The 23,786-nt window shown below is 70.3% G+C and carries 23 protein-coding genes; 10 read left to right on the forward strand and 13 right to left on the reverse strand.

Annotated features, from left to right (window positions below):
• Positions 1-219: 219 nt before the first annotated feature.
• Positions 220-987: a hypothetical protein gene (locus OG943_RS02265; protein WP_328607979.1), complete on the forward strand. Its 768-nt coding sequence runs from the start codon at positions 220-222 to the stop codon at positions 985-987.
• Positions 984-2,000 (forward strand): phosphotransferase family protein, encoded by a 1,017-nt coding sequence (locus OG943_RS02270; RefSeq protein WP_328607980.1) that lies wholly within the window; start codon positions 984-986, stop codon positions 1,998-2,000. The genes OG943_RS02265 and OG943_RS02270 overlap by 4 nt, the downstream gene beginning before the upstream one ends.
• Positions 2,001-2,112: 112 nt before the next feature.
• Here OG943_RS02270 and OG943_RS02275 read toward each other — a convergent pair whose 3' ends face one another.
• The 8 genes from OG943_RS02275 to ppgK all read right to left on the reverse strand — a co-directional run bounded on the left by OG943_RS02275 (position 2,113) and on the right by ppgK (position 12,527).
• A complete protein-coding gene (locus OG943_RS02275) occupies positions 2,113-2,727 on the reverse strand; it encodes a maleylpyruvate isomerase family mycothiol-dependent enzyme (RefSeq protein ID WP_328611976.1) in 615 nt (204 codons plus the stop codon).
• A gap of 43 nt (positions 2,728-2,770) precedes the next feature.
• Positions 2,771-3,706: a hypothetical protein gene (locus OG943_RS02280; protein ID WP_328607981.1), complete on the reverse strand. Its 936-nt coding sequence runs from the start codon at positions 3,704-3,706 to the stop codon at positions 2,771-2,773.
• 92 nt (positions 3,707-3,798) lie between these two features.
• The gene (locus tag OG943_RS02285; protein WP_328607982.1) at positions 3,799-5,493 is read right to left on the reverse strand and encodes an ABC transporter family substrate-binding protein; all 1,695 of its coding nucleotides are present in this window, start codon (positions 5,491-5,493) and stop codon (positions 3,799-3,801) included.
• A gap of 40 nt (positions 5,494-5,533) precedes the next feature.
• A complete protein-coding gene (locus tag OG943_RS02290) occupies positions 5,534-7,666 on the reverse strand; it encodes an ABC transporter ATP-binding protein (RefSeq protein ID WP_328607983.1) in 2,133 nt (710 codons plus the stop codon).
• Entirely contained in the window at positions 7,663-8,667 is a 1,005-nt protein-coding gene (locus OG943_RS02295) for an ABC transporter permease (protein WP_328607984.1), read from the reverse strand. The genes OG943_RS02290 and OG943_RS02295 overlap by 4 nt, the downstream gene beginning before the upstream one ends.
• Positions 8,667-9,644 carry an ABC transporter permease gene (locus OG943_RS02300; RefSeq protein ID WP_328607985.1) on the reverse strand — a complete coding sequence of 326 codons (978 nt, stop codon included), beginning with the start codon at positions 9,642-9,644 and terminating at the stop codon, positions 8,667-8,669. The genes OG943_RS02295 and OG943_RS02300 overlap by 1 nt, the downstream gene beginning before the upstream one ends.
• A 497-nt stretch (positions 9,645-10,141) precedes the next feature.
• Positions 10,142-11,533, reverse strand: coding sequence for an RNA polymerase sigma factor (locus OG943_RS02305; protein ID WP_328607986.1), 1,392 nt, complete (start codon positions 11,531-11,533; stop codon positions 10,142-10,144).
• Positions 11,534-11,765: 232 nt separating this feature from the next.
• On the reverse strand, positions 11,766-12,527 hold the full coding sequence (gene ppgK / locus OG943_RS02310) for a polyphosphate--glucose phosphotransferase (protein WP_328607987.1): 762 nt from the start codon (positions 12,525-12,527) through the stop codon (positions 11,766-11,768).
• Between the two features lie 64 nt (positions 12,528-12,591).
• Between ppgK and OG943_RS02315 the strand changes: the two genes are divergently transcribed.
• Positions 12,592-13,413, forward strand: a complete 822-nt coding sequence (locus tag OG943_RS02315) for an inositol monophosphatase family protein (protein ID WP_328607988.1) — start codon at positions 12,592-12,594, stop codon at positions 13,411-13,413.
• A 106-nt stretch (positions 13,414-13,519) separates the two neighbouring features.
• Here OG943_RS02315 and cei read toward each other — a convergent pair whose 3' ends face one another.
• Entirely contained in the window at positions 13,520-14,206 is a 687-nt protein-coding gene (gene cei, locus OG943_RS02320) for an envelope integrity protein Cei (protein WP_328607989.1), read from the reverse strand.
• Between the two features lie 574 nt (positions 14,207-14,780).
• Here cei and OG943_RS02325 point away from each other — a divergent pair.
• A complete protein-coding gene (locus OG943_RS02325) occupies positions 14,781-15,089 on the forward strand; it encodes a DUF4193 domain-containing protein (protein WP_091617885.1) in 309 nt (102 codons plus the stop codon).
• Positions 15,090-15,265: 176 nt separating this feature from the next.
• Here the strand turns inward: OG943_RS02325 and OG943_RS02330 are convergent, their stop codons facing one another.
• Entirely contained in the window at positions 15,266-15,751 is a 486-nt protein-coding gene (locus OG943_RS02330; protein ID WP_328607990.1) for a DUF3093 domain-containing protein, read from the reverse strand.
• Between the two features lie 24 nt (positions 15,752-15,775).
• On the opposite strand from OG943_RS02330, the gene dut reads away from it, so the two are divergent.
• Positions 15,776-16,279 carry a dUTP diphosphatase gene (gene dut, locus OG943_RS02335; protein ID WP_328607991.1) on the forward strand — a complete coding sequence of 168 codons (504 nt, stop codon included), beginning with the start codon at positions 15,776-15,778 and terminating at the stop codon, positions 16,277-16,279.
• The gene (locus OG943_RS02340) at positions 16,279-16,935 is read left to right on the forward strand and encodes a DUF3710 domain-containing protein (protein ID WP_328607992.1); all 657 of its coding nucleotides are present in this window, start codon (positions 16,279-16,281) and stop codon (positions 16,933-16,935) included. The genes dut and OG943_RS02340 overlap by 1 nt, the downstream gene beginning before the upstream one ends.
• Before the next feature lie 156 nt (positions 16,936-17,091).
• Here OG943_RS02340 and OG943_RS02345 read toward each other — a convergent pair whose 3' ends face one another.
• Positions 17,092-17,805, reverse strand: a complete 714-nt coding sequence (locus OG943_RS02345; protein ID WP_328607993.1) for an alpha/beta hydrolase — start codon at positions 17,803-17,805, stop codon at positions 17,092-17,094.
• A gap of 104 nt (positions 17,806-17,909) precedes the next feature.
• Between OG943_RS02345 and OG943_RS02350 the strand changes: the two genes are divergently transcribed.
• Entirely contained in the window at positions 17,910-18,290 is a 381-nt protein-coding gene (locus tag OG943_RS02350) for an OB-fold nucleic acid binding domain-containing protein (protein WP_315660034.1), read from the forward strand.
• 9 nt (positions 18,291-18,299) lie between these two features.
• Positions 18,300-19,049, forward strand: a complete 750-nt coding sequence (locus OG943_RS02355) for a DUF3159 domain-containing protein (protein WP_328607994.1) — start codon at positions 18,300-18,302, stop codon at positions 19,047-19,049.
• 70 nt (positions 19,050-19,119) lie between these two features.
• On the opposite strand, the gene OG943_RS02360 is transcribed toward OG943_RS02355, so the two are convergent.
• Together OG943_RS02360 and OG943_RS02365 are read right to left on the reverse strand one after the other, a co-directional pair.
• Positions 19,120-19,776, reverse strand: a complete 657-nt coding sequence (locus OG943_RS02360) for a potassium channel family protein (protein WP_328607995.1) — start codon at positions 19,774-19,776, stop codon at positions 19,120-19,122.
• Complete coding sequence (locus tag OG943_RS02365; RefSeq protein ID WP_328607996.1) at positions 19,776-20,441, reverse strand: potassium channel family protein; 666 nt, start codon at positions 20,439-20,441, stop codon at positions 19,776-19,778. The genes OG943_RS02360 and OG943_RS02365 overlap by 1 nt, the downstream gene beginning before the upstream one ends.
• 96 nt (positions 20,442-20,537) lie before the next feature.
• Here OG943_RS02365 and OG943_RS02370 point away from each other — a divergent pair, with 96 nt between their 5' ends.
• Positions 20,538-22,595, forward strand: coding sequence for an APC family permease (locus OG943_RS02370; protein ID WP_328607997.1), 2,058 nt, complete (start codon positions 20,538-20,540; stop codon positions 22,593-22,595).
• Positions 22,592-23,785: a class I SAM-dependent RNA methyltransferase gene (locus tag OG943_RS02375; protein ID WP_328607998.1), complete on the forward strand. Its 1,194-nt coding sequence runs from the start codon at positions 22,592-22,594 to the stop codon at positions 23,783-23,785. The genes OG943_RS02370 and OG943_RS02375 overlap by 4 nt, the downstream gene beginning before the upstream one ends.
• The last annotated feature ends 1 nt before the right edge of the window (position 23,786 follow it).

Here is a 23,786-nt window from a genome sequence, read left to right on the forward strand (position 1 = left end):
CTGCAGTCCGTGTCCGCCAACTTTCGGTCGGATTAGTACCTGGCGGCCGCGCTCAAGCCCGCCGGCTTCTGCTGGGAGGACGCGGGCGACGACAAGACGAACGACTGGATCCCGCAGGGCGTCACAGGTTCCGGCGACGCCGCCCCGGCGTCCGGGACCGTCGGCGGGAAGCGGGTCGTCGCGACCAGCTGGCACACCCCGGGCGACACCATGATCCGGGTGTCCTTTGTGGACGCGAGCGGGCTGGGCTACCGGCACGTGCTGCTCGTCGAGCCGACGTCGGACACCGACTTCGCCGCGGTGACGGGCCACGGCCACGGCCTCACCTGGGCCGGCAACTACCTGTTCGTCGCCACGACGGGCGGCCTGATCCGCGTTTTCGACACCACGCACTTCTGGAAGGTCGACGACAGCGCGGCGAACGTCGGCCTCGGCTCCGACGGCAAGTACCACGCCGCGTACTACGACTACGTGATGCCGCAGGTCGGCGCCTACTGGTACCCGGGCGGCGGCGCCTGCACCCCGGTGACCGGCGCCCGCCCGTGCTTCACCTCGCTCTCGGCCGACCACTCCGACTCGATGTTCGTCACTTCGGAGTACGTGCCCACGGCGGCGGGCGGGCGGATCCTGCGCTGGCCGTCCGACGCCGCCACCGGCCTGCTCAAGCCGTCGGCCGACGGGCTCGTCCACGCGGCGGAGGGCTTCTCGTCACCGGTCTGGGGCATGCAGGGCGCGGTGTCGCGTAACGGGTACTTCGTGATCACCGGAGTCTGCCCGGAGTACGCGGGCAAGCCCGGCGACCACCCGTCCTGCCTGCACGGCGGTGTCGGCGGGGTGTCGACCGCCCGGCTGTCCGGCCAGGCCCCGGTCAACAGCGAGAACCTGGCGTACTGGCCGGCGACGGGGGAGCTGTGGCTGATCAACGAGCAGCTGCGCGAGCGCGTCACCGTGCACCTGCCGTGGCCGTCCCTTACCGGGAGGCCGTGACCTGGCAGGATGCCCCGGTGGACTTCCGCCCGAAAGACCGCGCCCCGGACTCCTCCCAGCAGCAACTGACCGCACGGCAGGTCGAAGAGCTGTGCCACCGGGCCTTCGGAGCGGGCACGCAGGTGCGGTCGGCCACCGAGCTCGGGCTCGGCAGTTACAACACGACCTACCGCGTCGAGCTGGACATGGGGCCGGTCATCCTGCGGGTGGCGCCGGAGCCCGCGCGGCAGACGCGGATCGAGCGGGAGTTCATGCGCAACGAGTACCTCGTGGCGCCGTACTTCGCCCCCATCGCGCCCCTGCTGCCGCGCACGCTGGCCGCCGACTTCACCCACCAGGCGATCGGGCGGGACCACGTGTTCCAGGCCGTGCTCGACGGGCTGCCCGTGCCCGAGGTGCTGCCGACGTACGAGCGGGCCGAACACGGGCCGTACTTCCGGCAGCTGGGCACGATCACCCGCGCGATCCACGACGTCCGGGGCCCGGGTTTCGGCGTCGTCGCGGGCCCGCATTTCGCGAGGTGGAGCGAAGCGCTGGTCGCGTACTTCGCGGACAACGCGGCGGACGTCGAGGACGCCGGCCTCGACGCGTCGGACCTCCGGGAGGTCGGCAAACACGCTTCACAGGACGCGGGCCTGCTCGACGAGATCACCGAACCCCGCCTGCTGCACGGCGACCTGTGGCACGCGAACGTCATGCTGGCCCCGGACCTCACCATCACCGGTGTCTACGACCACGACCGCAGCTGGTGGGGCGACCCGGCGGCGGACTGGACGATCCGCCTGGCGTCCGCGAAGCCCGGCACGGAGCGCGACGCCTTCTGGGACACCTACGGCTCGCCCGACCCGTCCCCGGAATCCCGGCGCCGCGCGCTGTACTACCGCGCCCGCCACGTCGGCGCCGTCCGGCTGGAACGCCACCGCCTCGGCAAGGACGGCCGGCTGGCCGAGTCCTACACGGAACTGGCCGAGGTGCTGGACCAGCTACGCCGAGGCCACCTCCCCGCGCGGTGACCACCACGCCGAGCCGGACCTCGCCATGCCCTGAAGGCCACCTTCAGGGCATCTACGTCCCTGAAGGTGGCCTTCAGGGACGCGGAAGTGAGCCTCGAAGCGCTGGCCAGGGTCAGCCGGTACAGCGGGCCGCGAGGGTGGCCTGCCCGGCACCGGCCAGTTCCCGCGCGGCGGCGCCCCGTCCCGCGATGGCGAGCAGCAGCGCTTCGCCGGGGCCTCGGACCTCCGGGCCGGAACCGGTGGACCAGTCGAGGTCGGTGGCGACCAGCTTGAGGCCACGGGCCCGGCAGAAGGCGCCGATGGGCGGGGCGAACTTGGCCGCCCGGAGCGCGCGGCGCAGGCGGTCCGCGGGGATGTCGCGGGGCAGGCCGAGCGGGCGGCGGATGTCCTGCTGGTGGATCATGGCGTCGAGGAGCGCGATCATTCCCCCGAACCCGGCGGTCAGGCCACGCGGCCGGAGATGCTCGGCGAGCAGCGCGAGCAACTGGTCGGGGTCGAGTTGGCCGACACTGACACCGATGGCGTTGATGCGCGTGATGCTGAACCGGCCCTGCAGGAAGCGGGCCGCCAGCGACCGGGTGGTCAGCTCGTCGTAGCTGAGCATGTGCGCGACCACGTCGTGCACGCGCCAGCCCGAACACAGGCTCGGGGCGTCCCACTGCGACGGCGACAGCGTCCGCAGGAACGTCAGGAGGTCCTGGCGTTCCTCGTAGGCCATGTCGAGCATGCTCACGCGCGGGACCTTACCTCGCGGTGGCCCCTCCAAGGACTTACAACGAGGGATCCGACCCGCGCAGCGCCGCCCACCAGAAGCCGAACGCGGCGATCAGCACGGTGACCGCCAGCCAGCCGCCGAAGCCGCTGCCGTCGACGAGAGCCCAGAAGACGCCGACGACCGGGGCGACCGCCAGCACGGGCAGGTCCGCGCGGAACTGGCGGGCCATCGACACCGGCCGGGCCGCCGCTGCCTCACGGTCGGCGTCGGGGGCGGCCGGGTTGTCCGTGCGCCGCCCGCGTGGCTCGGTCGAGCGCACCGCGCCGGACGGAAACAGCAACTCGCCGCCGACCCGGACCACCACGTGCCGGTCACGTAACACGTCGCCGAGCACCTCGACGTTCGACGGCGACGGCAGGCCGATCAGGCTGGGGGAGAAGTACACCGGGATCCACCGCGGCGAGGCCGTCTCGGTCTCGATCCACGAGCGGGCCAGCAACCCGCGTTGCACCTTCACCCGTCGCACCGGCACTCCGGGCCGGGCTTTGGCGCGCGCGGGCCGCACGAACCGCGTCAGCAGCAGGAAAACATCGAAGCCCAGCACCACCACCGCCGCGACCACGGTCACCGTGGCGTAGGTCGACGCGCGGTCGGCCGTCACCAGCGGGGTGGCGCCGCGGATCACCGCGTGGCCGGGGCGCGCCGGGTCGTAGACCACCGGGACCTGCGTGCCGGCGCGGGGAACGGAGCCGTCCAGGCCGACGTCGGCGGTCACGTCAGCGCCACCGGGACCCGGGAAGCGCACGGTCACCGAGCCGTCGCCGGCACGCACCACGGTGCCGGTCGTCTGCGTGGTCACGCCCCGCAGCTCGGCCTGCGCGTGGGAGAACTCCAGCAGCTGCAACACGAACACCGCGGCGCACGCCACCAGCGCCACCGCGCTCGTCACCAGGATGTGGCGCACCGGCCGCCGTCGCAGGAACTCTCGCACGAGAACCACCTTAACCGTCTGAAAAGGACTGTCACACAGAAGAGCGGCACGGGCCACAGGGCCCGCGCCGCTCTCCCGGGAAAACTACCGTGCTACTTCACGAAACCCATCTTCGTGTAGTCGTACGGGTTGTTCGCGTAACCCGGCGAACCGATGTTGGCCAGCGTCTTGCGCGTGACGAACGCGCCCGGCGACTGGAAGATCGGGAGCTGGTGGCCCAGTGCCCAGATCTCCTTGTCGGCCGCGTTGATGTCGGCGGCCCGCTTCGTGTCGTCCAGTTCCTGCGACGCGGCGTCGAGCAGCTGGTTCAGCTTGTCGTCACCGATGTGGCCGTAGTTCTGGTTGATGTTCTTCGGGTCCAGGTAGTAGATGCCCTTGCTGCCGCCGATGGGGAACGAGTTCGAGATCCAGCGGAAGAACGTGATGTCGAAGTTGCCGACGTTCACGAAGTTCTTGAAGAACTCGGTGGTCGGCACGGCCTGGATGTCCAGGGCCACACCGATCGTCTTCAGCTGCGACTGCAGGATCTGGCCGGTCTGCTGGCTGATCGGGGTGCCCGACGGGATCACCAGGCGCAGCTTGAGCTGCTTGCCGTCCTTGGCGCGGACGTCGCCGGCCTGCTTCCAGCCGAGCTTGTCCAGGTCGGCCTTCGCGGTGTCGACGTTGAACTTGTAATCGGCGGAGTGGTCCTCGTAGTACTGAGAGCCCTTGAGGTACAGGTGGTTGCCGATCGGCGTGGTGTCCTTCTGCATCTGGCCGAGGATCGACTTGCTGATCCCCACGGTGTCGACGCCCTTCATGACCGCCAGCCGCAGGTCCTTGTCGGCCAGGATCGAGCCGGTCGCGCCGTTGAACGTCAGGTGCGAGTAGTCCGGGTAAGTGGACTGGCGGATGGCCGCGTTCGGGTCGGCCTGCGCGCGCTTGAAGGTGTTGATGTCGTTGTTGACGCCGTAGTAGTCGATCTGGCCGTTCGCAAAGGCGTCCGGCTGCGCGGAGCGGTCGACGACCTTGTAGGTCACGGTGTCCAGCTTCGGCTTCGCGCCCCACCAGTTCGGGTCACGCTCGAGGACCACGGTCTTGGCGGTCTGGTCGATGCTCTTGACCTTGAACGGGCCGGCGGTGATCGCCGGGGTCGACGCCCACCCCTTGTTGAAGGTGTTGGCGTCGGAGTTCAGCTCCTTCGGGTACAGCGGGCTGAACAGCGACTTCCACTCCGCGAACTTCTTCGAGAAGGTGACCTTCACGTCGAGGTCGTCAGTGCCCTTCTCGACCTTGGAGATGTCCTCGTAGCCCGTGGTGCTGGACACCTGGTAAGCCGTGTCCTTGCCGGTGAGCGCCTTGGCCTGCGCGGCGAAGTCCTCCCAGGAGAACTGCCGGCCGTTGCTCCACTTGGCCTTCGGGTTGATCTTGTACTCGATCACCTCGGGGTCGGTGCTGACCACCTCGGCCGAGGTCAGGTAGTTCTGGTCCAGACCCACGGACGCGTCGGCGTTCTGCGGGAACGGGTACGGCAGGATGGCGCCCATCATGCTCGCGCCGTCCAGCACGGTGCCGTCGACCTCGTAGTAGTTCCAGTTGTCGGGCAGCTGGTCGACCGCCCACTGGAGGTTGCCGCCGTCCTTGAGCTGGTCGACCGGCATCGCGTTGATGTCGGACGACTTCACCGCGTTGCTGCCGGCATCCTGGAGACCGCTGTTACCGCCGCTGCTGCCACTGCCGCAGGCGGACAGGATCAGCCCCAGGGCGGCAACGGGCGCCACGAGTGCGGCCATTCTCCGTCGCTTCATTTTTACCTCTCTTTTCCCTGTGTTGCCAACGGATATGTGGCTACACGACTTCGCGGGTCTGGGCGTAGTGGCAGGCGACGTCGTGGTCGGCGGCGTGGGACTCCCGCAGTGGCTCGACGTCGATGCACTTACGTTGGTCCTCTTCGGACAGTTGCGCGAACACGAAACAGCGCGTGCGGAACCGGCAGCCGGACGGCGGGTTCGCCGGGCTCGGCAGGTCGCCGGTCAGGATGATCCGGGTCCGCTCGCGCTCCTTGATCGGGTCCGGGATCGGGATCGCGGACAGCAGGGCCTGCGTGTACGGGTGCTGCGGCGCGTCGAAGACGGTCTGCACGTCGCCGATCTCCACGATCTTGCCGAGGTACATCACGGCCACGCGGTCGGCGATGTGCCGGATCACCGAGAGGTCGTGCGCGACGAACAGGTAGGACAGGCCGAGCTTCGCCTTCAGCTCGTCGAGCAGGTTGATCACGCCGGCCTGGATCGACACGTCCAGCGCGGACACCGGCTCGTCCAGCACGATCAGCTTCGGCTCGAGCGCGAGCGCCCGCGCGATGCCGATGCGCTGGCGCTGCCCGCCGGAGAACTCCGCCGGGTAGCGGTCGGCGTGCTCCGCGCGCAGCCCGACCAGGCCGAGCAGCTCGGGAATCCGCTTGGCGATGCGGTCCTTGTCGTAGCCGTGCACCACCATCGGCTCGGCGATGATGTCGCCGATCGGCAGCCGCGGGTCCAGCGCCGCCATCGGGTCCTGGAACACCACCTGCAGGTCGCGCCGGATGTTCTTGCGGTCCTTGCCGCCCAGCTTCGTGACGTCCTTGCCGAGCACCGCCACCGAGCCGCTGGACGGGGCCGCCAGCTCGAGGATCTCCATCAGCGTGGTCGACTTGCCGCAGCCGGATTCGCCGACCAGGCCGAGCGTCTCGCCCTCGACGATGTCGAAGCTGACGCCGTCGACCGCGCGGACGGTGCCGACCTTGCGCTTGAGCACCACGCCCTTGGTGACCGGGTAGTGCTTCACCAGCTCCCGCACGTCGAGCACGGTCGTGCGGTCGGTCCGGGGCACGGCGGCCACGGGGGAGTCCTCGATGACCTCGGCGCCGTAGATTTCCGCCGCGTCGGCGTCGGGCTTGGCCAGTTCCTCGGTGCGGATGCAGGCGGCCCGGTGCGTGGTGTCGACCAGCGCGTTCGGGTTGCCCGGCGTGATCGTGTACAGCTCCGGCTCGGCGTCGAGGCAGGCGTCGATCGCCAGCGGGCAGCGCGGCGCGAACGGGCAGCCGGTCGGCAGGTTCACCAGCGACGGCGGCTGGCCCTCGATCGGCACCAGCGGCTGCTTTTCGTGCGCGTCCACCCGCGGGATCGAGCCGAGCAGGCCGAGCGTGTACGGCATCCGCGGCTGGGCGTAGATCGTCTCCACCGGGCCCTGCTCGACCGCGCGCCCGGCGTACATCACCATCAGCCGGTCGGCGAACCCGGCGACCACGCCGAGGTCGTGGGTGATGATCACGATGCCGGCGCCGGTGACCTCCTGCGCGGTCTTGAGCACCTCCAGCACCTGGGCCTGCACCGTCACGTCGAGCGCGGTGGTCGGCTCGTCGGCGATGATCAGGTCCGGATCGTTGGCGATCGCGATGGCGATCACCGCGCGCTGGCGCATGCCGCCGGAGAACTCGTGCGGGAACGCCTTCGCGCGCTGGGCGGCGTTCGGGATGCCGACCAGGTCCAGCAGCTCCACGGCCCGGTTGTTGGCCTGCTGCTTGGTGATCCGGCCCTTGCCGTGCACCAGCAGCGCCTCGGCGATCTGCGCGCCGACCGTGTACACCGGCGTCAGCGCCGAAAGCGGGTCCTGGAAGACCATCGAGATCTTCTCGCCCCGGATCTTCGACAGGTCGGTGTCGGACTTGCCGATCAGCTCGCTGTCCTGGAACCGGATCGACCCGGACACCCGGGCCTGCGGCGGGAGCAGGCCCATCACGGCGAGCGAGGACACCGACTTGCCGGAGCCGGATTCGCCGACGATGCCCAGCACTTCACCGGCCGCGACCTGATAGGACAGTCCGCGCACGGCGGTCACGCGGCCCGACTCGGACGGGAACGAGACCTCGAGGTTCGACACCTCGAGCACCGTGCCGGTCGGCTTCTCGGTCTCCGCGCCCAGGGCGAGTGCGGCGCTCATGCTTCGGCTCCAGCGGTGTTCGGCGACGAGGGGGACTTGGTTTTCTCGGCGATGCGCTTACGTTCCTTGCGCCGCGAACGGCTGGCGCTCGGGTCGAGCGCGTCGCGCAGGCCGTCACCGGCGAAGTTCACCGCGAGCACGGTCGCCACGAGGAAGCCGGCCGGGATGTAGAACAGCCACGGGAAGGTGCGCACCGCGTCGGCGCCCGCGGCGATCAGCGTGCCGAGCGAGACGTCCGGCGACTGCACGCCGAAGCCGAAGAACGACAGCGAGGTTTCGGTGATGATCGCGACGCCGACGTTGATCGTCGCGTCGATGATCAGCAGCGAGGCCATGTTGGGCACGATGTGCTTGGCGATGATCCGCCACGCCGGCTGGCCCATGAACTTCGCGGCCTTGACGAACTCGCGCTCGCGCAGGGTCAGCGTCATGCCGCGCACGATGCGGGCGGTGATCATCCACTGGAACAGCGCGATCAGGCCGACCAGGATCAGCCAGGTCTTGCCGCGGAAGGCCGGCGACAGGATCGAGATGATCAGGAACGGCGGCAGGATCAGCAGCAGGTCGACGATCCACATGGCGATCCGGTCGGTCCAGCCGCCGAAGTAGCCGGCGGCCGCGCCGACGATCGACGCGACACCGGTGGAGAACAGCGCGGCCAGCAGGCCGATGGTCAGCGACTTCTGCAGCCCGCGCAGGGTCTGCGCGAACATGTCGCCGCCGATCTGGTTGGTGCCGAACCAGTGGTTCCCGTCCGGCGGCAGCAGGGTCGACGCCGGGTCGAGCTGGTCGTAGGCCCACGGCGAATACCAGGTGTAGGTGAAAGCCAGAATGTAGAACAGCACGATCACGGCGAGCGCGACGACGGCGAGCCGGTTGCGCAGGAAGCGGCGCAGCACGAGCTTGCCACGGCTGGAGGATTTGCTGTCGGCCTCGTTGTTCGGGTCGGTCTGCAGCACGGACGAGTCGACGAGGTCGGCCTCGTTCACGGGAGCGGCCATCAGATCCTCACCCTCGGGTCGAGCACTGCGTAGAGCACGTCGGACAGCCAGCCGGCGAACAGGACGCAGATGGCGATGAACAGGGTCACGGTGGCCACGATGTTCGTGTCCTGCTTCTGGATTCCGGTGACCAGCCAGTCACCCATGCCGTACCAGCCGAAGATCCGCTCGGTGAAGATGCCGCCGGTGACGAGCAGGCCGAAGCCGAACGCGAACAGCGTCGCCATCGGGATCAGGGCGGTGCGCAGGCCGTGCTTGAACAGCGCGCGCCGCCGGGTCAGCCCCTTGGCCTGTGCGGTGCGGAGGAAGTCGGAGCCCAGCACGTCGAGCATCGCCGAGCGCTGATAACGGCTGTAGTAGGCGACCTGCGTGAGCACGATCGTCAGGGTCGGCACGATCAGGTGCTGCAGCCGGTCGAGCAGCACGTCGCCGAAACCGCCGGTGACGTTGCCCGTCTCGCCCTGCACGATGAAGAACTGGTACCCGTCGAGCAGGTTGTCGTTGACCGACTGCGCGCCCGCCTTGAGGATCGCGGCGATCACGAAGACCGGCGTCGACAGCACCACGAACGAGAACGTGGTGGCGATGTAGTCGCTGATCTTGTACTGCCGGATCGCGCTCACCACGCCGACCAGCACGCCGACGATGATGCCGATCGTGATGCCCAGCAGGAACAGCCGGAGGCTCACGCCGACGCGGCGGAACAGCTCGTCGGTGATCGCCTGATCGGCGACCGTCCGGCCGAAGTTCCCCTGGAACACACCGCTGAGCCAGGTGAAGAACCGCTCGGGGATCGGCTGGTTCAGATAGAGCTCGGCCGCCTTGGCGTCGATCGTCGCCTGGGGTGCGGGGGGATTCCGCAGTTTCAGCGCGTCGAGCGGGCTGAACGCCAGCGACGCGAGGGAAAAGGCCGCGAAGGTGGCGACCAGGCACAGTGCCACGTAGTTGACGAGGCGGCGGAGGAGGAAGCCGATCATAAGGTCGTCCTCGATTCACCAGGGGCGGAGGATCGGCTCCGCGCCGTTGGCCATGCCTGTTTCCCGCCCCATTGAGTTTTCATCGAAACCACTAGCCCGGTGCTGCCTTCCGAATGCTGACGCTCGTTGTGCGCGCAGCATAAACCGAACCGGGCGCCTCGCTCTCCGATCTCAGGCAACCAAACAATCACGATTTCCGTCACCCGACTGTGAACAACCGACTTTCGGGCGTGGTGTGAGCGGGTTTGCCGAGGTAATCAAAAGAGGGTGATCGTCGCGGTGGGTGCCGCCCCGGATACCCGGGATGACGCTGGAGGAAATGTTTCGGATTAGCCCGGGAATATTTCCGGGAGGACCGGAACGAATGAAACGGTCAAAACGGACACGCGAACTGAGGGCTCAGCCCACCACCGGCACCGTCCACAATGGCTGGTCACAGCGAAGAACCCCGCCACCGCAAGCGGTGACGGGGTTCCCGGCTCGAGATGCCCGGTGAATCAGTCCAGGTAGTCGCGCAGCACCTGGGACCGCGACGGGTGCCGCAGCTTCGACATCGTCTTCGACTCGATCTGGCGAATGCGCTCACGCGTGACGCCGTAGACCTGGCCGATCTCGTCCAGCGTGCGCGGCTGGCCGTCGGTGAGGCCGAACCGCAGCCGCACCACCCCCGCCTCACGCTCGGACAGCGTCTGCAGCACCGACTGGAGCTGGTCCTGCAGCAGCGTGAACGACACCGCGTCGACCGCCACGACGGCTTCGGAGTCCTCGATGAAGTCACCGAGCTGCGAATCGCCCTCGTCGCCGATGGTCTGGTCCAGCGAGATCGGCTCGCGGGCGTACTGCTGGATCTCCAGGACCTTCTCCGGGGAGATGTCCATTTCCTTGGCGAGCTCCTCGGGCGTCGGCTCGCGGCCGAGGTCCTGCAGGAGTTCGCGCTGTATACGGCCGAGCTTGTTGATGACCTCGACCATGTGCACCGGGATACGGATGGTGCGGGCCTGGTCGGCCATCGCCCGGGTGATCGCCTGGCGGATCCACCAAGTGGCGTACGTCGAGAACTTGTAGCCCTTGGTGTAATCGAACTTCTCCACCGCGCGGATCAGGCCGAGGTTGCCCTCCTGGATCAGGTCCAGGAACGCCATGCCACGGCCGGTGTAGCGCTTGGCCAGCGAGACCACGAGCCGGAGGTTCGCCTCCAGCAGGTGGTTCTTGGCCCGCTCCCCGTCACGCACGATCCACTTGAGGTCGCGGCGCATCTGGGTGACGAGCTTCTCGCCCTCCTCCTCGGCGTTGCGCACGCGCTCGGCGGCGTAGAGCCCGGCCTCGATCCGCTTGGCCAGCTCCACCTCCTCCTCGGCGTTGAGCAGCGCGACCTTGCCGATCTGCTTGAGGTAGGCGCGGACGGAGTCGGCCGAAGCGGTGAGCTCGGCGTCCTTGCGCGCCTGGCGCAGCGCCTCGGACTCCTCCTCGTCCCAGACGAAGTCCGGGTTGTCGGAGGACTTGGGGCCCTTTTCGGCGGCGGCGTTGCGGCGGCGGGCCGCCGGCGTCTCCGCCTCTTCGGCTTCGTCGTCATCGTCGTCGTCGGTGGCGGCCTCGTCGTTGACCGTCTCGTCGACGACATCGACCTCGACCTCTTCCAGGTCCGACAGGTCCGGCGTTTCGAGTTCGGCTTCGTCGAGCTCGACCGGGCCGTCCGGGTCCCCGTCTTCGGGCTTCCCGCCCTTCTTGGCCGGCGCCTTCTTCGCCGGGGCTTTCTTCGCGCCGGCAGACCTGGTGGCGGTCTTGCGCGCCGCGGGCTTCGCCGCGCCGGTGGCTGCCTCGTCGGCCGGCTCTCCGGCTGCGGTCGCTGTCTTCGTCCCGCTTCGGGTTGCGGTTCTTGCGGCTGCCACTTACGCCCTTTCGCAGCGGTCGATCATGACGAGCCGAGGTATCGCCACCTCGGCTGCCTCACATTCGGGGAACACGCCTCGGCCTGCGGTTTTGCGCCCCGCAGCCGTGGGCCGTGTTCCATTGTAACGACGGCCGGGCAGTGCGTCGCGAAGCGATCACCCTCCGGCCTCCCGGACGGTACCCGCGCGTGACCTCCTCGTGACCGAGGGCAGTCGTGACGCGGGCCGCCGGTCAGTGCTCGATGCCCTCCACGGCGGCGGCCGCGGCGCCCACGATGCCCGCGTTGTTCTGCAGCGAAGCGACGATCACGGGCGTGCGGAGGTCGAGCAGCGGCACCCACTTCTCCGCCTTCTTGCTGACCCCGCCGCCGACGATGAACAGGTCCGGCCAGATCAGGTTCTCCAGCACGCCCAGGTAGCGGTGCACCCGCTTGGCCCACTGCGGGTAGGACAGCTCCTCGTTGTCCTTCACCGACGCCGCGGCGCGCTTCTCCGCGTCGTGCCCGTCCACCTCGACGTGGCCGAACTCGGTGTTCGGCACGAGCTGGCCGTCGTGGAACACCGCGCTGCCGATGCCGGTGCCGAAGGTGAGCAGCGCGGTCACGCCGGTGCGGGCGGCCGGGTCGCCGAAGCGGATCTCGGCCATGCCGGCGGCGTCGGCGTCGTTCAGCATCGCCACGTCCTCGACGTTCATGCCGAGCCGCTTGGCGAACAGCGCGTCGGCGTCGGTGCCGATCCACTTGTGGTCGATGTTCGCCGCCGTGTGCGCGACGCCCTTCTTGACCACCGCGGGCAGCGTCACGCCGACCGGGCCGTCCCAGCCGGCCATGCGCACGATCTCCGCGACCACGTCGGCCACCGCGTCCGGGGTCGACGGCTGCGGCGTGTCGATCCGGTGCCGTTCGCCGACGAGCTCCCCCCGCTCCAAATCGACCAGCGCGCCCTTGATCCCGCTGCCGCCGATGTCGATTCCGAAACCTCGGGTCGCCGTCACTGACGTGGTCCCTTCTCGCACGATTCAGAAGTCTGCTTCGGAGACTTTAACCGGATGTGGTGACATGTCGGACGTGGGCGTTCAAGAGTCGTTGCTGAAAAGCGTTGCCGAGCAGGTCGCGGCCGAGGCCGCGGAGCTGGTGCGGGCCGCCTGGGCCGCCATGCGGGCCGGTGGCGAGGTGCGGGTGGACACGAAGTCGGCCGACACCGACGTGGTCACCGCGGTGGACCGCGAGTCCGAGGACCTGGTGCGCGCGCGGCTCGCGCGGCTGCGGCCGGGGGAGCCGGTGCTCGGCGAGGAGGGCGGCGGGTCGGCGGCGGCCGGCGGCGTCACGTGGGTCGTCGACCCGATCGACGGCACCGTCAACTTCCTCTACGGGCTGCCCTCGTTCGCGGTGTCGGTGGCCGCGCAGATCGACGGGGAGTCGGTGGCGGGCACCGTCATCGAGCCGGTCAGCGGGCGGCGCTGGACGGCCGCCCGCGGCGAGGGCGCGTGGCTGGACGGGCAGCGGCTCTCGGCGTCCGCGCCGCGGCGGCTGGACCTGTCGCTCGTCGGCACCGGCTTCGCCTACGACGCCGGGCGCCGGGTGCGCCAGGGGCGCCTCGTGAGCGAGCTGGTCGGCCGGGTGCGCGACATCCGCCGCAACGGCGCGGCGTCGCTGGAGCTGTGCGCCGTGGGCGCGGGCTGGCTCGACGCGTACGTCGAGCACGGCCTGCACCGCTGGGACTGGGCCGCGGGCGCCCTGGTGGCTTCGGAGGCGGGCGCGACGGTGCTCCTGCCGGGTTCGGCCCCGGATCTCGGCGACGACGTCACGTACGCCGCTTCACCGACCATCGCCGCGCAGCTGCGCGAGACGCTCGCCGAGTGCGGCGCCGCGTCCGTCTGACACTCGCCCCTGCTGCCTGTATGCCCTGAAGGCCACCATGAGGGACCTGTATGCCCTCATGGTGGCCTTCAGGGCACGATGGCGCGGGGAAACCCCGTGGTGAGGCTCAGCAGGTGACGTCGCGGGCGCTGGCCAGCAGCGTCTGGTCGATCATCGGCCCGCCCGGCCCGGTGGACTGCTCGCTGCCGCCGCCGCCCTGGTGCGCCTGGGACCAGCTGCTCAGCTGCTGCAGGACCCGCAGGGCCTCGGCGCGCGGGCGGATGTCGTCGAAGCGGGTGCCGGTGACGAGGTCGACGCTGGCGTCCTTGCGGTTGTCGCGCACCAGCTCCGCGCACGGCACCACGAGGCTGACCGTGCGGGCCGCCGCCGCGCCGTTCTCGCCGTAGCGGATCTGGCCGCGGCACTTCGCGTCGCCCTTGGGGTACGCCGGGTCGTTGCCAGGGTCGGCGATGCCGGAGAAGCCGAGTCCGCGCAGCGACGTGGTGGCGATGCCGCCCTGGCCGCGCGTGCTGCTGGCGTTGAGCACCTTCAGCGCCACCTTGTCCGGCGGCATGGGGGAGCGGTCGTCGAGCCCGTTGTGCGGGACGGTGGTGTACGTGGTGCCCGGCGGGGGCGAGGGCGCGGGCGTGCAGAGGACGGCCTCGTCGACGTCGCCGCGGCTGACCACGGCGTTCACCCAGACGAAGACCGCGCCCAGCGCGAGCACCCCGATCACGATCAGCGCGGGCAGCGGCCGGTGCTTGCGATAGGGCCGCGGCGCACCACGCTCCCCCGAGCCGTTCCCCGACGCCACCTGCCCCGTCCCTTCCCGAACGCGGAAAACCGTCTCGGTCACCCCGCTGTGCCACCGGTGCCCCGGGACGCTTCCGCCCTGTCCGCACCGTGCCTCGATCGGCGTAACCGCCGGTGTACTCACCGACACCTTCGTAGCCGGTGAGCCTAGGCGTTACACACCACGCCCGGTGGCGCGGGTCACCCTCGTCGAATCCGCGTGACAGCAGGGGACGGCCCTGCCCGGCGATCGCACCACGCCGACCTCCGCGGGAGCAAGCGGACACGGCCGCCGGGTGATCTTCCCGACCGGGGCGCAACCCGAACGGACGATAGGCGTCTCACCTGCGGGTTCCCCCTGTCGGGTGACGAATTCCGGGCAATACGCGACTCGCTGCGGAGCGTCTTGACCGGTGAGCTACCCTTCCCGGGCTCCGGCCGCAGGAAGAGCGCGGGAAAGCTGAGACCGCGGTCACTGCGGACGCCGGGCACAAACAGGGGCGCTGGAACGTTGACCAGCGGCACGGCGGGTTCGAGGGGCGACACCTGAGGGCTCGTGAGAACACGACAAGCTGATTCGCAGGGGTGAGGGACACATGGCTACCGACTACGACGCTCCGCGCCGCAGCGAAGCCGACGAGCTGGCCGAAGACTCGTTGGAGGAACTGAAGGCCCGGCGTAACGAGAACCAGTCCGGCGTCGTCGACGTCGACGAAGACGCGAACGCCGAGAACTTCGAGCTTCCTGGTGCCGACCTCTCCGGGCTTTCCGGTGAGGACATGACCGTGAAGGTGGTGCCGAAGCAGGCGGACGAGTTCACCTGCTCCGTCTGCTTCCTGGTGCACCACCGAAGCCGGCTCGCCGAGGAAAGTGGCGGAAGGCTGATCTGCCGCGACTGCGCCTGATCGACGCTGCGCCTGGGCGTACGGGGATTTCGTACCGGGTTTCAGGGGATCACAGGGTTTTCAGGGGTCTACACGCAGTCGCTGCGGTTTCGGGGAAGCTCGTGCGCGAGCTGGGCAAAGGGGGCCGGTCTTTCGGGACCGGCCCCCTTCCGCGCGTCCAGGGCCTTTTCAGGCGCTCACGAGTGGTCGCGCAGCAGCTTCGCGACGCGCTCGGGGCGCCGGGTGCTGAACAGCCAGTACGGCGTCGGGTCGTCGGGGTCGGTCAGCTCCACGCGCACGGCCGGGCCCACCCAGCCGCGGTGCAGCACGAACGCGGCGGGATCGCCGTCGCGGCCCATCGCGGCGCGCTTGGCGGCGGTCTCGAGCACCTCGACCGGGCCGGCGAAGCGCAGCGGGAGGTGGGCGTCGCCGACCCACAGCTCCGGCTCGTCGCCCCCGGTCACCCGCACGCGCGAGCGGCCCAGCGAGAGCAGCAGCGCGGCCATCACCGGCACGGCGACGGCCAGCGGGATCCACATCGGGATCGACGGGTAGCCCAGATGGATCTCGATGCCGAGCAGGATCGCGCCCAGCATCGGCAGCGGCCAGCCCCACCACGGCACGTAGAGCCGTTCGGAGTGCCTGATGCCGCTCGTCACGGCGGTGTTCACGGTGTCACCCACGCGACAAGGGTAGTCTCGCCGCCCGTGTCCAGCGTTCAGGTACTCCTTTCCCGGCTCGACCCCGGCGTTCCGCTGCCGGCCTACGCGCGCCCCGGCGACGCGGGGGCCGACCTCGTCAGCACCTCCGACATCGTTCTCGGCCCCGGCGAGCGCGGGGTGGTCGGCACCGGCGTCGCGATCGCGCTGCCGCCGGGCTACGCGGGGTTCGTCCACCCGCGCTCGGGGCTCGCGGCGCGGGTCGGCCTGTCGGTGGTGAACACCCCCGGCACGATCGACTGCGGCTACCGCGGTGAGATCCGCGTCTGCCTCATCAACCATGATCTGCGTGAGCCGGTGGTGCTCGCTCGCGGCGACCGGATCGCGCAACTGGTCGTGCAGCGGGTCGAGCACGCCGAATTCGTCGAGGTGGCCGAGCTCGGGGAGACCGAGCGCGGCGCCGGCGGCTACGGCTCGACCGGCGGACACGCCACACTGGTGCCGGGCGGGCCCGGCACGGAAACGGGCATTGGGGAAGGAACGGAGAGCTAGTGGGGATTTTCGGACGCAAGCGCGGGTCCGGGGCCGAGCCCGAGGGGCGGCCCGCCGAGGCGGAGGGCGTCGCGGACGACGCCGACGAGCCCGAGGACCAGCTGTCGGACACGGCCGAGGGCCCGTTCGACGTCGCCGACGCCGAGGACGACGGCATCCCCCGGATCGACCTCGGCTCGGTCAAGGTGCCGGTGCCGGACGGCTCGCAGGTGCAGGTCGAGATGGACCCCGAGGGCGGGGGCGTGCGCGCCGTGCACGTCGTCACCGAGCAGGGCCAGATCACGGTCAGCGCGTACGCCGCGCCGCGCACCGGCGGGCTGTGGCGCGAGGTCGGCACCGAGCTGGCCGACCAGCTGCGCGCGGACGGCGCGAAGGTGAACATCGGCCGGGGCGAGTGGGGCCTGGAGCTCTCCGCCATCGTCGGCGACGTCGCGCTGCGGTTCGTCGGCATCGACGGCCCGCGCTGGATGCTGCGCGGGGTCATCGCGGGCCCGCAGTCGCAGTCGGCGCAGGCCCCGGACGTGCTGCGCGCCATCGTCCGCCACACGGTCGTGGACCGCGGCAACTCGCCGATGCCGGTCCGCACGCCGCTCACGATCACGCTGCCGGAGGCCGTCGCCCAGCACATCGCCGAGCAGGCCGAGCAGCAGGGCTGAGCCCGGTCGTCCGTCAAGGCCTCCTTACCCGCGTGGCACGCGGGTAAGGAGGCCTTGACGGAAATCGGGTGACGGCGGCGCTGGGCCTCTCGGCGCTGCCGGCGACGTCGGCGGTGGCGTTCGGTTTCGTCGCGCTGGCGGACTGACGGCCCCGCTTCAGCAGGCCGACGCCCGCAGATAGGCCAGCACGGTCGCGCGGCCCAGTGACTCCCGGTCGGCGCCGAGCGCGGCGAGCGTCGTCTCCCCGAGCGCCGCGCGTGGCAGGGCCGCGACCCACTCCCGTGCGACTTTCGTCGGGTGTATCGGATCGTCGGTGCACGTGCCGACCCCGGCCGGCACGCCCAGCCCGCGCAGCGCCCCGAGCGTCGGCGACGGCCGGGCCGCGGCGACGCGCAGGCTGTCCGTCAGCCCGTCGCCGTGCCGTCGCCAGGCCCGCCCGAGTTCCGCCGCGAGCCACGGCGGGCTGCCCGCCTCGGCCCGCGCCAGCGCGACCTCCACCCCGGAAGCGGCCACGACGTCCGCTGAGAGCGTCGCGGCCAGCGACGCGGGTGACTGGCCCGGTTCCCCGTTCCAGGCCGGGAGCGCGGCCAGCAGGCCCCCGCAGCGCCCCGGATTCGCCACGGCCCACTCCGCGGCCAGGTGCGCGCCGAACGAGACGCCGCCGACGAGCAGGGTCCCGTGCCGGGCCGCCAGCCGGTCCAGCTCGGCCAGGAAACCGTCGGCCGGCGCCGCGCCCGGGGGCGGCGGGACGGCGATCAGCGGGATGCCCAGCCCGGCCAGCGGCCCGCCGAACACGGACCGGACGAACACCTCGTCGGAGCCGGTTCCGGGCAGCAGGACGGCGGGCGGGTTCCGGATAACGGACGTCACGTTGCGATCTTGGCGCAAACCGGTTCTCCTGGCGGGGACCGCAGCTACGCTGGACACGCACGGGCCGTTGTGAAACCGGGGCCCCGGAGCACAGGAGCACCACTATGTCCGCCAAAGACGGCGGCTACTTCAGCCGGTTGGTTCGCAAGCTGACCACCGACGTCGAGGACCTCGACGCCGACGATCTGTCCGAGTCGTCCCGGGCAGGCGGGGCGCAGCGGGCCTGTGACTGCCGCTCCGGTGAAGAAGTCACCGTGCTCGGCCGGCTGCGCAGCGTGGAGCTGTGCCCCACGGACGAGGCCGCCACGCTGGAGGCGGAGCTGTTCGACGGAACACAGGGAGTGACGCTAATCTGGCTGGGCCGACGCCGGATCGCCGGTATCGAGCCGGGGCGGACCATCAAGGTCCGTGGCCGGATGGCCGAGCGTGCCGGCCAGAAGGTGCTGTACAACCCGTACTACGAACTCCAGAGCCCGGTGAGTTGATCAACAGTCGTGACTGAACCCGCCCCCCGCGATGAGAAGCACGTGCCCGAAGGCGGGGACGAGGACAAGGACAAGCCGCAGCCGACCATGCTCGAGCAGATGGGCGGGGTCTCCGGCCTGATCTACTCCTCGGTGCCGGTGATCGTGTTCGTCCTGGTGAACTCGTTCTTCGGCCTGACTGCGGCGATCTGGGGCTCGATCGGCAGCGCGGTGGCCATCACCGTCCTGCGGGTCGTGCGCAAGGAGCCGCTGCAGCCCGCGATCTCCGGCTTCTTCGGCGTGGCGATCGCGGCGTTCATCGCGTTCCGCACCGGCTCGGCGAAGGGGTTCTTCCTCTTCGGCATCTGGGCCAGCCTGGTCTACTGCGGCGTGTTCGTGGTGTCGATCGTGGTGCGCTGGCCGCTCGCGGGCCTGGTCTGGAACGCGCTCAACGGCACCGGCCAGGCCTGGCGCAAGGACAAGCCGTCGCGCTACGGCTACGACGTCGCCACGTTCGCCATGGCGCTGATCTTCGCCGCCCGGTTCGTCGTGCAGCGCTGGCTCTACCAGAGCGACTACACGGGCTGGCTCGCGTTCGCGAAGATCGCCATGGGCTACCCGCTCTACGGGCTCGGCCTGCTCGTGGTCGTCTGGGCGGTCCGCCGCTCGGACAAGCGCCTCAAGGCCTTCGCCGAGGTGGAGCCGAAACCGGAGACCGACGCCGAGGCGGAGGCCCGGCTGCGCGAGAAGTACGCGCAGACACCGTCCCCCGAGGCCTGAGTTCCCCGCAGGCAACGCGAAACGGCGCCCCTCACGAACTCGTGAGGGGCGCCGTTTCGCGTTGTGTGGCTCAGTAACCCAGTGCGGAGCGGATCTCCGGCTCGACGTCGGAGGTGGCCACGAACAGCAGCTCGTCGCCCGGCTCCAGCGGGTCCTCCGGCTGCGGGACGATCACGCGGTCGCCGCGCAGGATGGTCACCAGCGCGGCGTCGCGGGGCAGGTCCAGCTCGCTCACCGGCTTGCCCGCCAGCGGGGTCTCCTCCGGCAGCGTCAGCTCGACCAGGTTCGCCTGGCTCTGCCGGAACGTCATCAGCCGCACCAGGTCGCCGACGCTGACCGCCTCCTCGACCATCGCCGCGAGCATCCGCGGGGTGGACACGGCGACGTCGACGCCCCAGGCCTCGGTGAAGAGCCATTCGTTGGCCGGGTTGTTCACCCTGGCCACCACGCGCCGCACGGCGAACTCGGTCTTCGCCAGCAGCGACACCACCAGGTTGGCCTTGTCGTCGCCGGTCGCGGCGATCACCACGTCGCACTGCTCGATCCCGGACTCCTCCAGGATCGACACCTCGCACGCGTCGCCGAGCACCCAGTCGGCCTGCTCGACCGTGGCCGGCTCGAACTGGTCGGCCTCCCGCTCGATCAGCATCACCTGGTGCCGCCCGTCGATCAGCTCCACGGCGATCGAGCGCCCCACCGCGCCCGCACCCGCGATCGCGACCCGCATCAGTTCTCCTCCTCCGGAGCGCGGGCAGCCACGCTCGACACGTCGCTGACGGTGCCGGAGCGCGCCGCGACCCAGACGACGTCGTCGGCCTGCACCATGGTCTTGTTGTCCGGCAGCACGCCGGTGCCGAAGCGCATGATGAACGCGACCCTGGCGCCGGTCGCCTCCTGGAGGCTCCGCACGCTGTGGCCGGCCCAGCCCTCGTGCAGCGGCAGCGGCAGCAGCGCGACGTTGCCGGTCGGGTCGCGCCACGCGGACGCGACGCCGTCGGGCAGCAGGGTGCGCAGGAACCGGTCGGTCGTCCACGGCACGGTCGCGACCGTCGGGATGCCGAGGCGCTCGTACACGGCGGCGCGCTTGTGGTCGTAGATCCGCGCGACCACGTGCTCGATGCCGAAGTTCTCGCGCGCGACCCGCGCGGAGATGATGTTGGAGTTGTCCCCGCTGGACACCGCCGCGAACGCGCCGGCCCGTTCGATGCCGGCTTCGATCAGCACCTGCCGGTCGAACCCGACGCCGACGACCTGCTGGCCGTGGAAGTCGCTGCCCAGCCTGCGGAACGACTGCTGGTTCTTGTCGATGACGGCCACCTCGTGGCCGAGACGCTCCAGCGCCGCGGCCAGGGATACGCCGACCCGGCCGCATCCCATGATCACCACGTGCACGCGCTGCCTCCTCAGGGGGTGGGGATGACCCGTCCGTAGGTACCCTCGATGACCAGCGCCGAACCTACCTTGCGGGGGGACGGTTAGTCTCTCGTGGTGTCGAAGTTCCCGACCGTGCTGAAGAGGCTGGTCCTCGGGCGTCCGTTCCGTAGTGACCGGCTGGCCCACACGCTGCTGCCCAAGCGCATCGCGCTGCCGATCTTCGCCTCCGACGCGCTCTCGAGCGTGGCGTACGCGCCGGAGGAGATCTTCCTGACCCTGAGTGTCGCCGGGCTGTCCGCCTACGCCTTCGCGCCGTGGATCGGCGTCGCCGTGGCGCTGGTCATGCTGGTGGTGGTCGCGTCCTACCGGCAGAACGTCCACGCCTATCCCAGCGGTGGCGGTGACTACGAGGTCGCCAGCACCAACCTGGGCGGCAAGTTCGGCCTGACCGTGGCGAGCGCCCTGCTGGTGGACTACATCCTGACCGTCGCTGTGTCCACTTCGTCCGGTGTCGCGAACATCGGCTCCGCGGTCCCGTGGGTGGCCGAGCACAAGGTGATCGCCTCGGTGGTGATCGTCGCCGTGCTGAGCGCGCTGAACCTGCGCGGGGTGCGCGAATCGGGCAAAGCGTTCGCCATTCCCACTTACGGCTTCATCGCCGGCATCATGATCATGGTCGTGTGGGGCCTGATCAAGGCCTCCACCGGCACGGACATGCGCGCGGAGAGCGCCGGGTTCCAGCTGCACTCGGAGGGCAGCTGGACCGGGTTCGCGTTCGTCTTCCTGATCCTGCGGTCGTTCTCCTCCGGCGCCGCGGCGCTGACCGGGGTCGAGGCGATCAGCAACGGCGTGCCCGCGTTCCGCAAGCCGAAGTCCAAGAACGCGGCCAGCACGCTGCTGCTGATGGGCGTGCTCGCGGTGACCATGCTGGTCGGCATCATCACGCTCGCCATCGTCACGAAGGTCAACTTCGCGGAGGACCCGGCCACACAGCTGTCCGGCGCGCCCGCGGGCTACCAGCAGAAGACGATCGTCGCGCAGATCGCGCACGCGGTGTTCGCCGACTTCCCGCCGGCGTTCTACTACATCTCCTTCTCCACCGGCATCATCCTGCTGCTGGCGGCCAACACGGCGTTCAACGGCTTCCCGGTGCTCGGCTCGATCCTGGCGCAGGACCGCTACCTGCCGCGGCAGCTGCACACCCGCGGCGACCGGCTGGCGTTCTCCAACGGCATCCTGTTCCTCGCCGTCTTCGCGCTGGTGCTGATCATCGCGTTCGACGCGGAGGTCACCCGGCTGATCCAGCTGTACATCGTGGGTGTGTTCGTGTCGTTCACGGTGAGCCAGGCGGGCATGATCCGGCACTGGAACCGGTTGCTGGCCAAGGAGAAGGACCCCTCGGCGCGGCGTCGGATGCGGCGCTCGCAGACGGTGAACGCGGTCGGCCTGACCATGACCGGCGTGGTGCTGGTGATCGTGCTGATCACCAAGTTCCTGCTCGGCGCGTGGATCGCGATCGCCGCGATGGTCGCGATCTTCGTGCTGATGACGGCGATCCGGAAGCACTACGACCGGGTGGCCGAGGAGCTCAAGGAGATGGGCGAGGCGCCGACCGTGCTGCCCTCGCGCAACCACGCCATCGTGCTGGTGTCCAAACTGCACCGGCCGACGCTGCGCGCGCTGGCCTACGCCAAGGCGATGCGCCCGGACGTGCTTGAGGCGGTGACCGTGAACGTCGACGACGTGGATACGCGCCGGCTCACCGCCGAGTGGGAGGCGCACAAGTTCAAGGTGCCGCTGAAGGTCGTCGAGTCGCCGTACCGCGAGATCACGAAGCCGGTGCTGGACTACGTGAAGCGCGTGCGCGGCGACAATCCGCGCAACGTGGTCACCGTGTTCATCCCCGAGTACGTGGTGGGGCACTGGTGGGAGCAGGTGCTGCACAACCAGAGTGCGTTGCGGCTCAAGGGAAGGCTGCTGTTCCAGTCCGGTGTCATCGTGGCGAGCGTGCCCTGGCAGCTGGAGTCCTCGGCCAAGGCGGCTGCCCGCGTCCGGCGGGCGCGCCCGGCGGCCGGTGACGTCCGGCGTGGCTTCAACCCGGCCGCGGCCCGAGCCGCCGCGAAACCCGTTCAGTCCCCAGTCGAACCACCACCCAAGGAACCTGCTGAATGACGGAGAACTGGCTCGGCCGCACCCTCGAGCTCGAGATCGGGCCGGTGGCGCACGGCGGGCACTGTGTGTCCCGTGTGGACGGACGGGTGGTCTTCGTCCGGCACGGCCTGCCGGGCGAGCGCGTGCGCGCTGAAGTGACCGAGGACAAGGGCGGCGCGTTCTGCCGCGCCGACGCCGTGGAGGTGCTCACCGGGTCGGAACACCGCGTGGAGCCGCCGTGCCCGCTCGCGGCGCCCGGTGGCTGCGGCGGCTGCGACTGGCAGCACGCCGACCCGGCGTACCAGCGCTCGCTGAAGGCCGCCGTCGTCGCCGAACAGCTGCAACGGCTGGCCGGGATCTCGCGGGAGGTGGTGGTCGAGGCGCTCGACGACCACGGCCCGCTCGGCTGGCGCAGCCGGGTCCGGCTCGTCGCGGGCCGCGACGGGCGTGCCGGGCTGCGCGCGCACCACAGCCACCGCGTCGTCCCGCTCGACGACTGCCCGATCGCGGTGAAGGGCTCGCTCGACAGCGTGCTGGCGAAGCGCTGGCGCCCGGGCAGCGAGATCGAGGTGACCAGCGACGGCGACGGCCACCAGCACGTGCGCGAAGTGTCCACTGTGCACGGCCGCAACAAGTCGCGGCAGCTGTCCGGCGGCGACGCGGTGCAGCACGCCGCGGACCGGGACTGGCGGTTCGACGCGCACGGCTTCTGGCAGGTGCACCCGGCCGCGGCGGACACGTTCGCCCAGGTCGTGGCGGAGTGGGCGGAGGCACCGCGCGGCGGGGTGGCCTGGGACCTGTACGCGGGTGTCGGGCTGTTCGCCTCGGTGCTGGCCGAGCAGGTCGGCCCCGAGGGCCGGGTTCTGGCCGTGGAGTCGGGCCGCCGCGCGGTCGCCGACGGCGAGCGGAACCTGGCGGACCTGCCGCAGGTGAGCTGGCGGGCCGGCCGCGTGGAGCACGTGGTGGCGGACGCGCCGAGGCCGGTCGACGTGGTCGTGCTGGACCCGCCGCGCAAGGGCGCCGGGCGGGAGGTCGTGGACGCGATCGTGGCGGGCTCGCCCGACCGGATCATCTACGTGGCCTGCGACCCGGCGGCGCTGGCCCGGGACGTGGCGACGTTCGCTTCGCACGGGTACTCGCTTTCGGACCTGCGCGCGTTCGACGCGTTCCCGATGACGCACCACGTGGAGTGCATCGCGCTGCTTCAGTAGG

It is taken from the genome of Amycolatopsis sp. NBC_00345, assembly GCF_036116635.1.
Lineage (GTDB): Bacteria > Actinomycetota > Actinomycetes > Mycobacteriales > Pseudonocardiaceae > Amycolatopsis.

Coding starts and splice junctions, on each gene's coding strand:
- OG943_RS02285 (WP_328607982.1), bottom strand. CDS start 5,493: ATGAAGCGACGGAGAATGGCCGCACTCGTGGCGCCCGTTGCCGCCCTG.
- OG943_RS02325 (WP_091617885.1), top strand. CDS start 14,781: ATGGCTACCGACTACGACGCTCCGCGCCGCAGCGAAGCCGACGAGCTG.
- OG943_RS02375 (WP_328607998.1), top strand. CDS start 22,592: ATGACGGAGAACTGGCTCGGCCGCACCCTCGAGCTCGAGATCGGGCCG.
- OG943_RS02290 (WP_328607983.1), bottom strand. CDS start 7,666: ATGAGCGCCGCACTCGCCCTGGGCGCGGAGACCGAGAAGCCGACCGGC.
- OG943_RS02275 (WP_328611976.1), bottom strand. CDS start 2,727: ATGCTCGACATGGCCTACGAGGAACGCCAGGACCTCCTGACGTTCCTG.
- OG943_RS02295 (WP_328607984.1), bottom strand. CDS start 8,667: ATGGCCGCTCCCGTGAACGAGGCCGACCTCGTCGACTCGTCCGTGCTG.
- OG943_RS02300 (WP_328607985.1), bottom strand. CDS start 9,644: ATGATCGGCTTCCTCCTCCGCCGCCTCGTCAACTACGTGGCACTGTGC.
- OG943_RS02350 (WP_315660034.1), top strand. CDS start 17,910: ATGTCCGCCAAAGACGGCGGCTACTTCAGCCGGTTGGTTCGCAAGCTG.
- OG943_RS02360 (WP_328607995.1), bottom strand. CDS start 19,776: ATGCGGGTCGCGATCGCGGGTGCGGGCGCGGTGGGGCGCTCGATCGCC.
- OG943_RS02315 (WP_328607988.1), top strand. CDS start 12,592: ATGTCGGACGTGGGCGTTCAAGAGTCGTTGCTGAAAAGCGTTGCCGAG.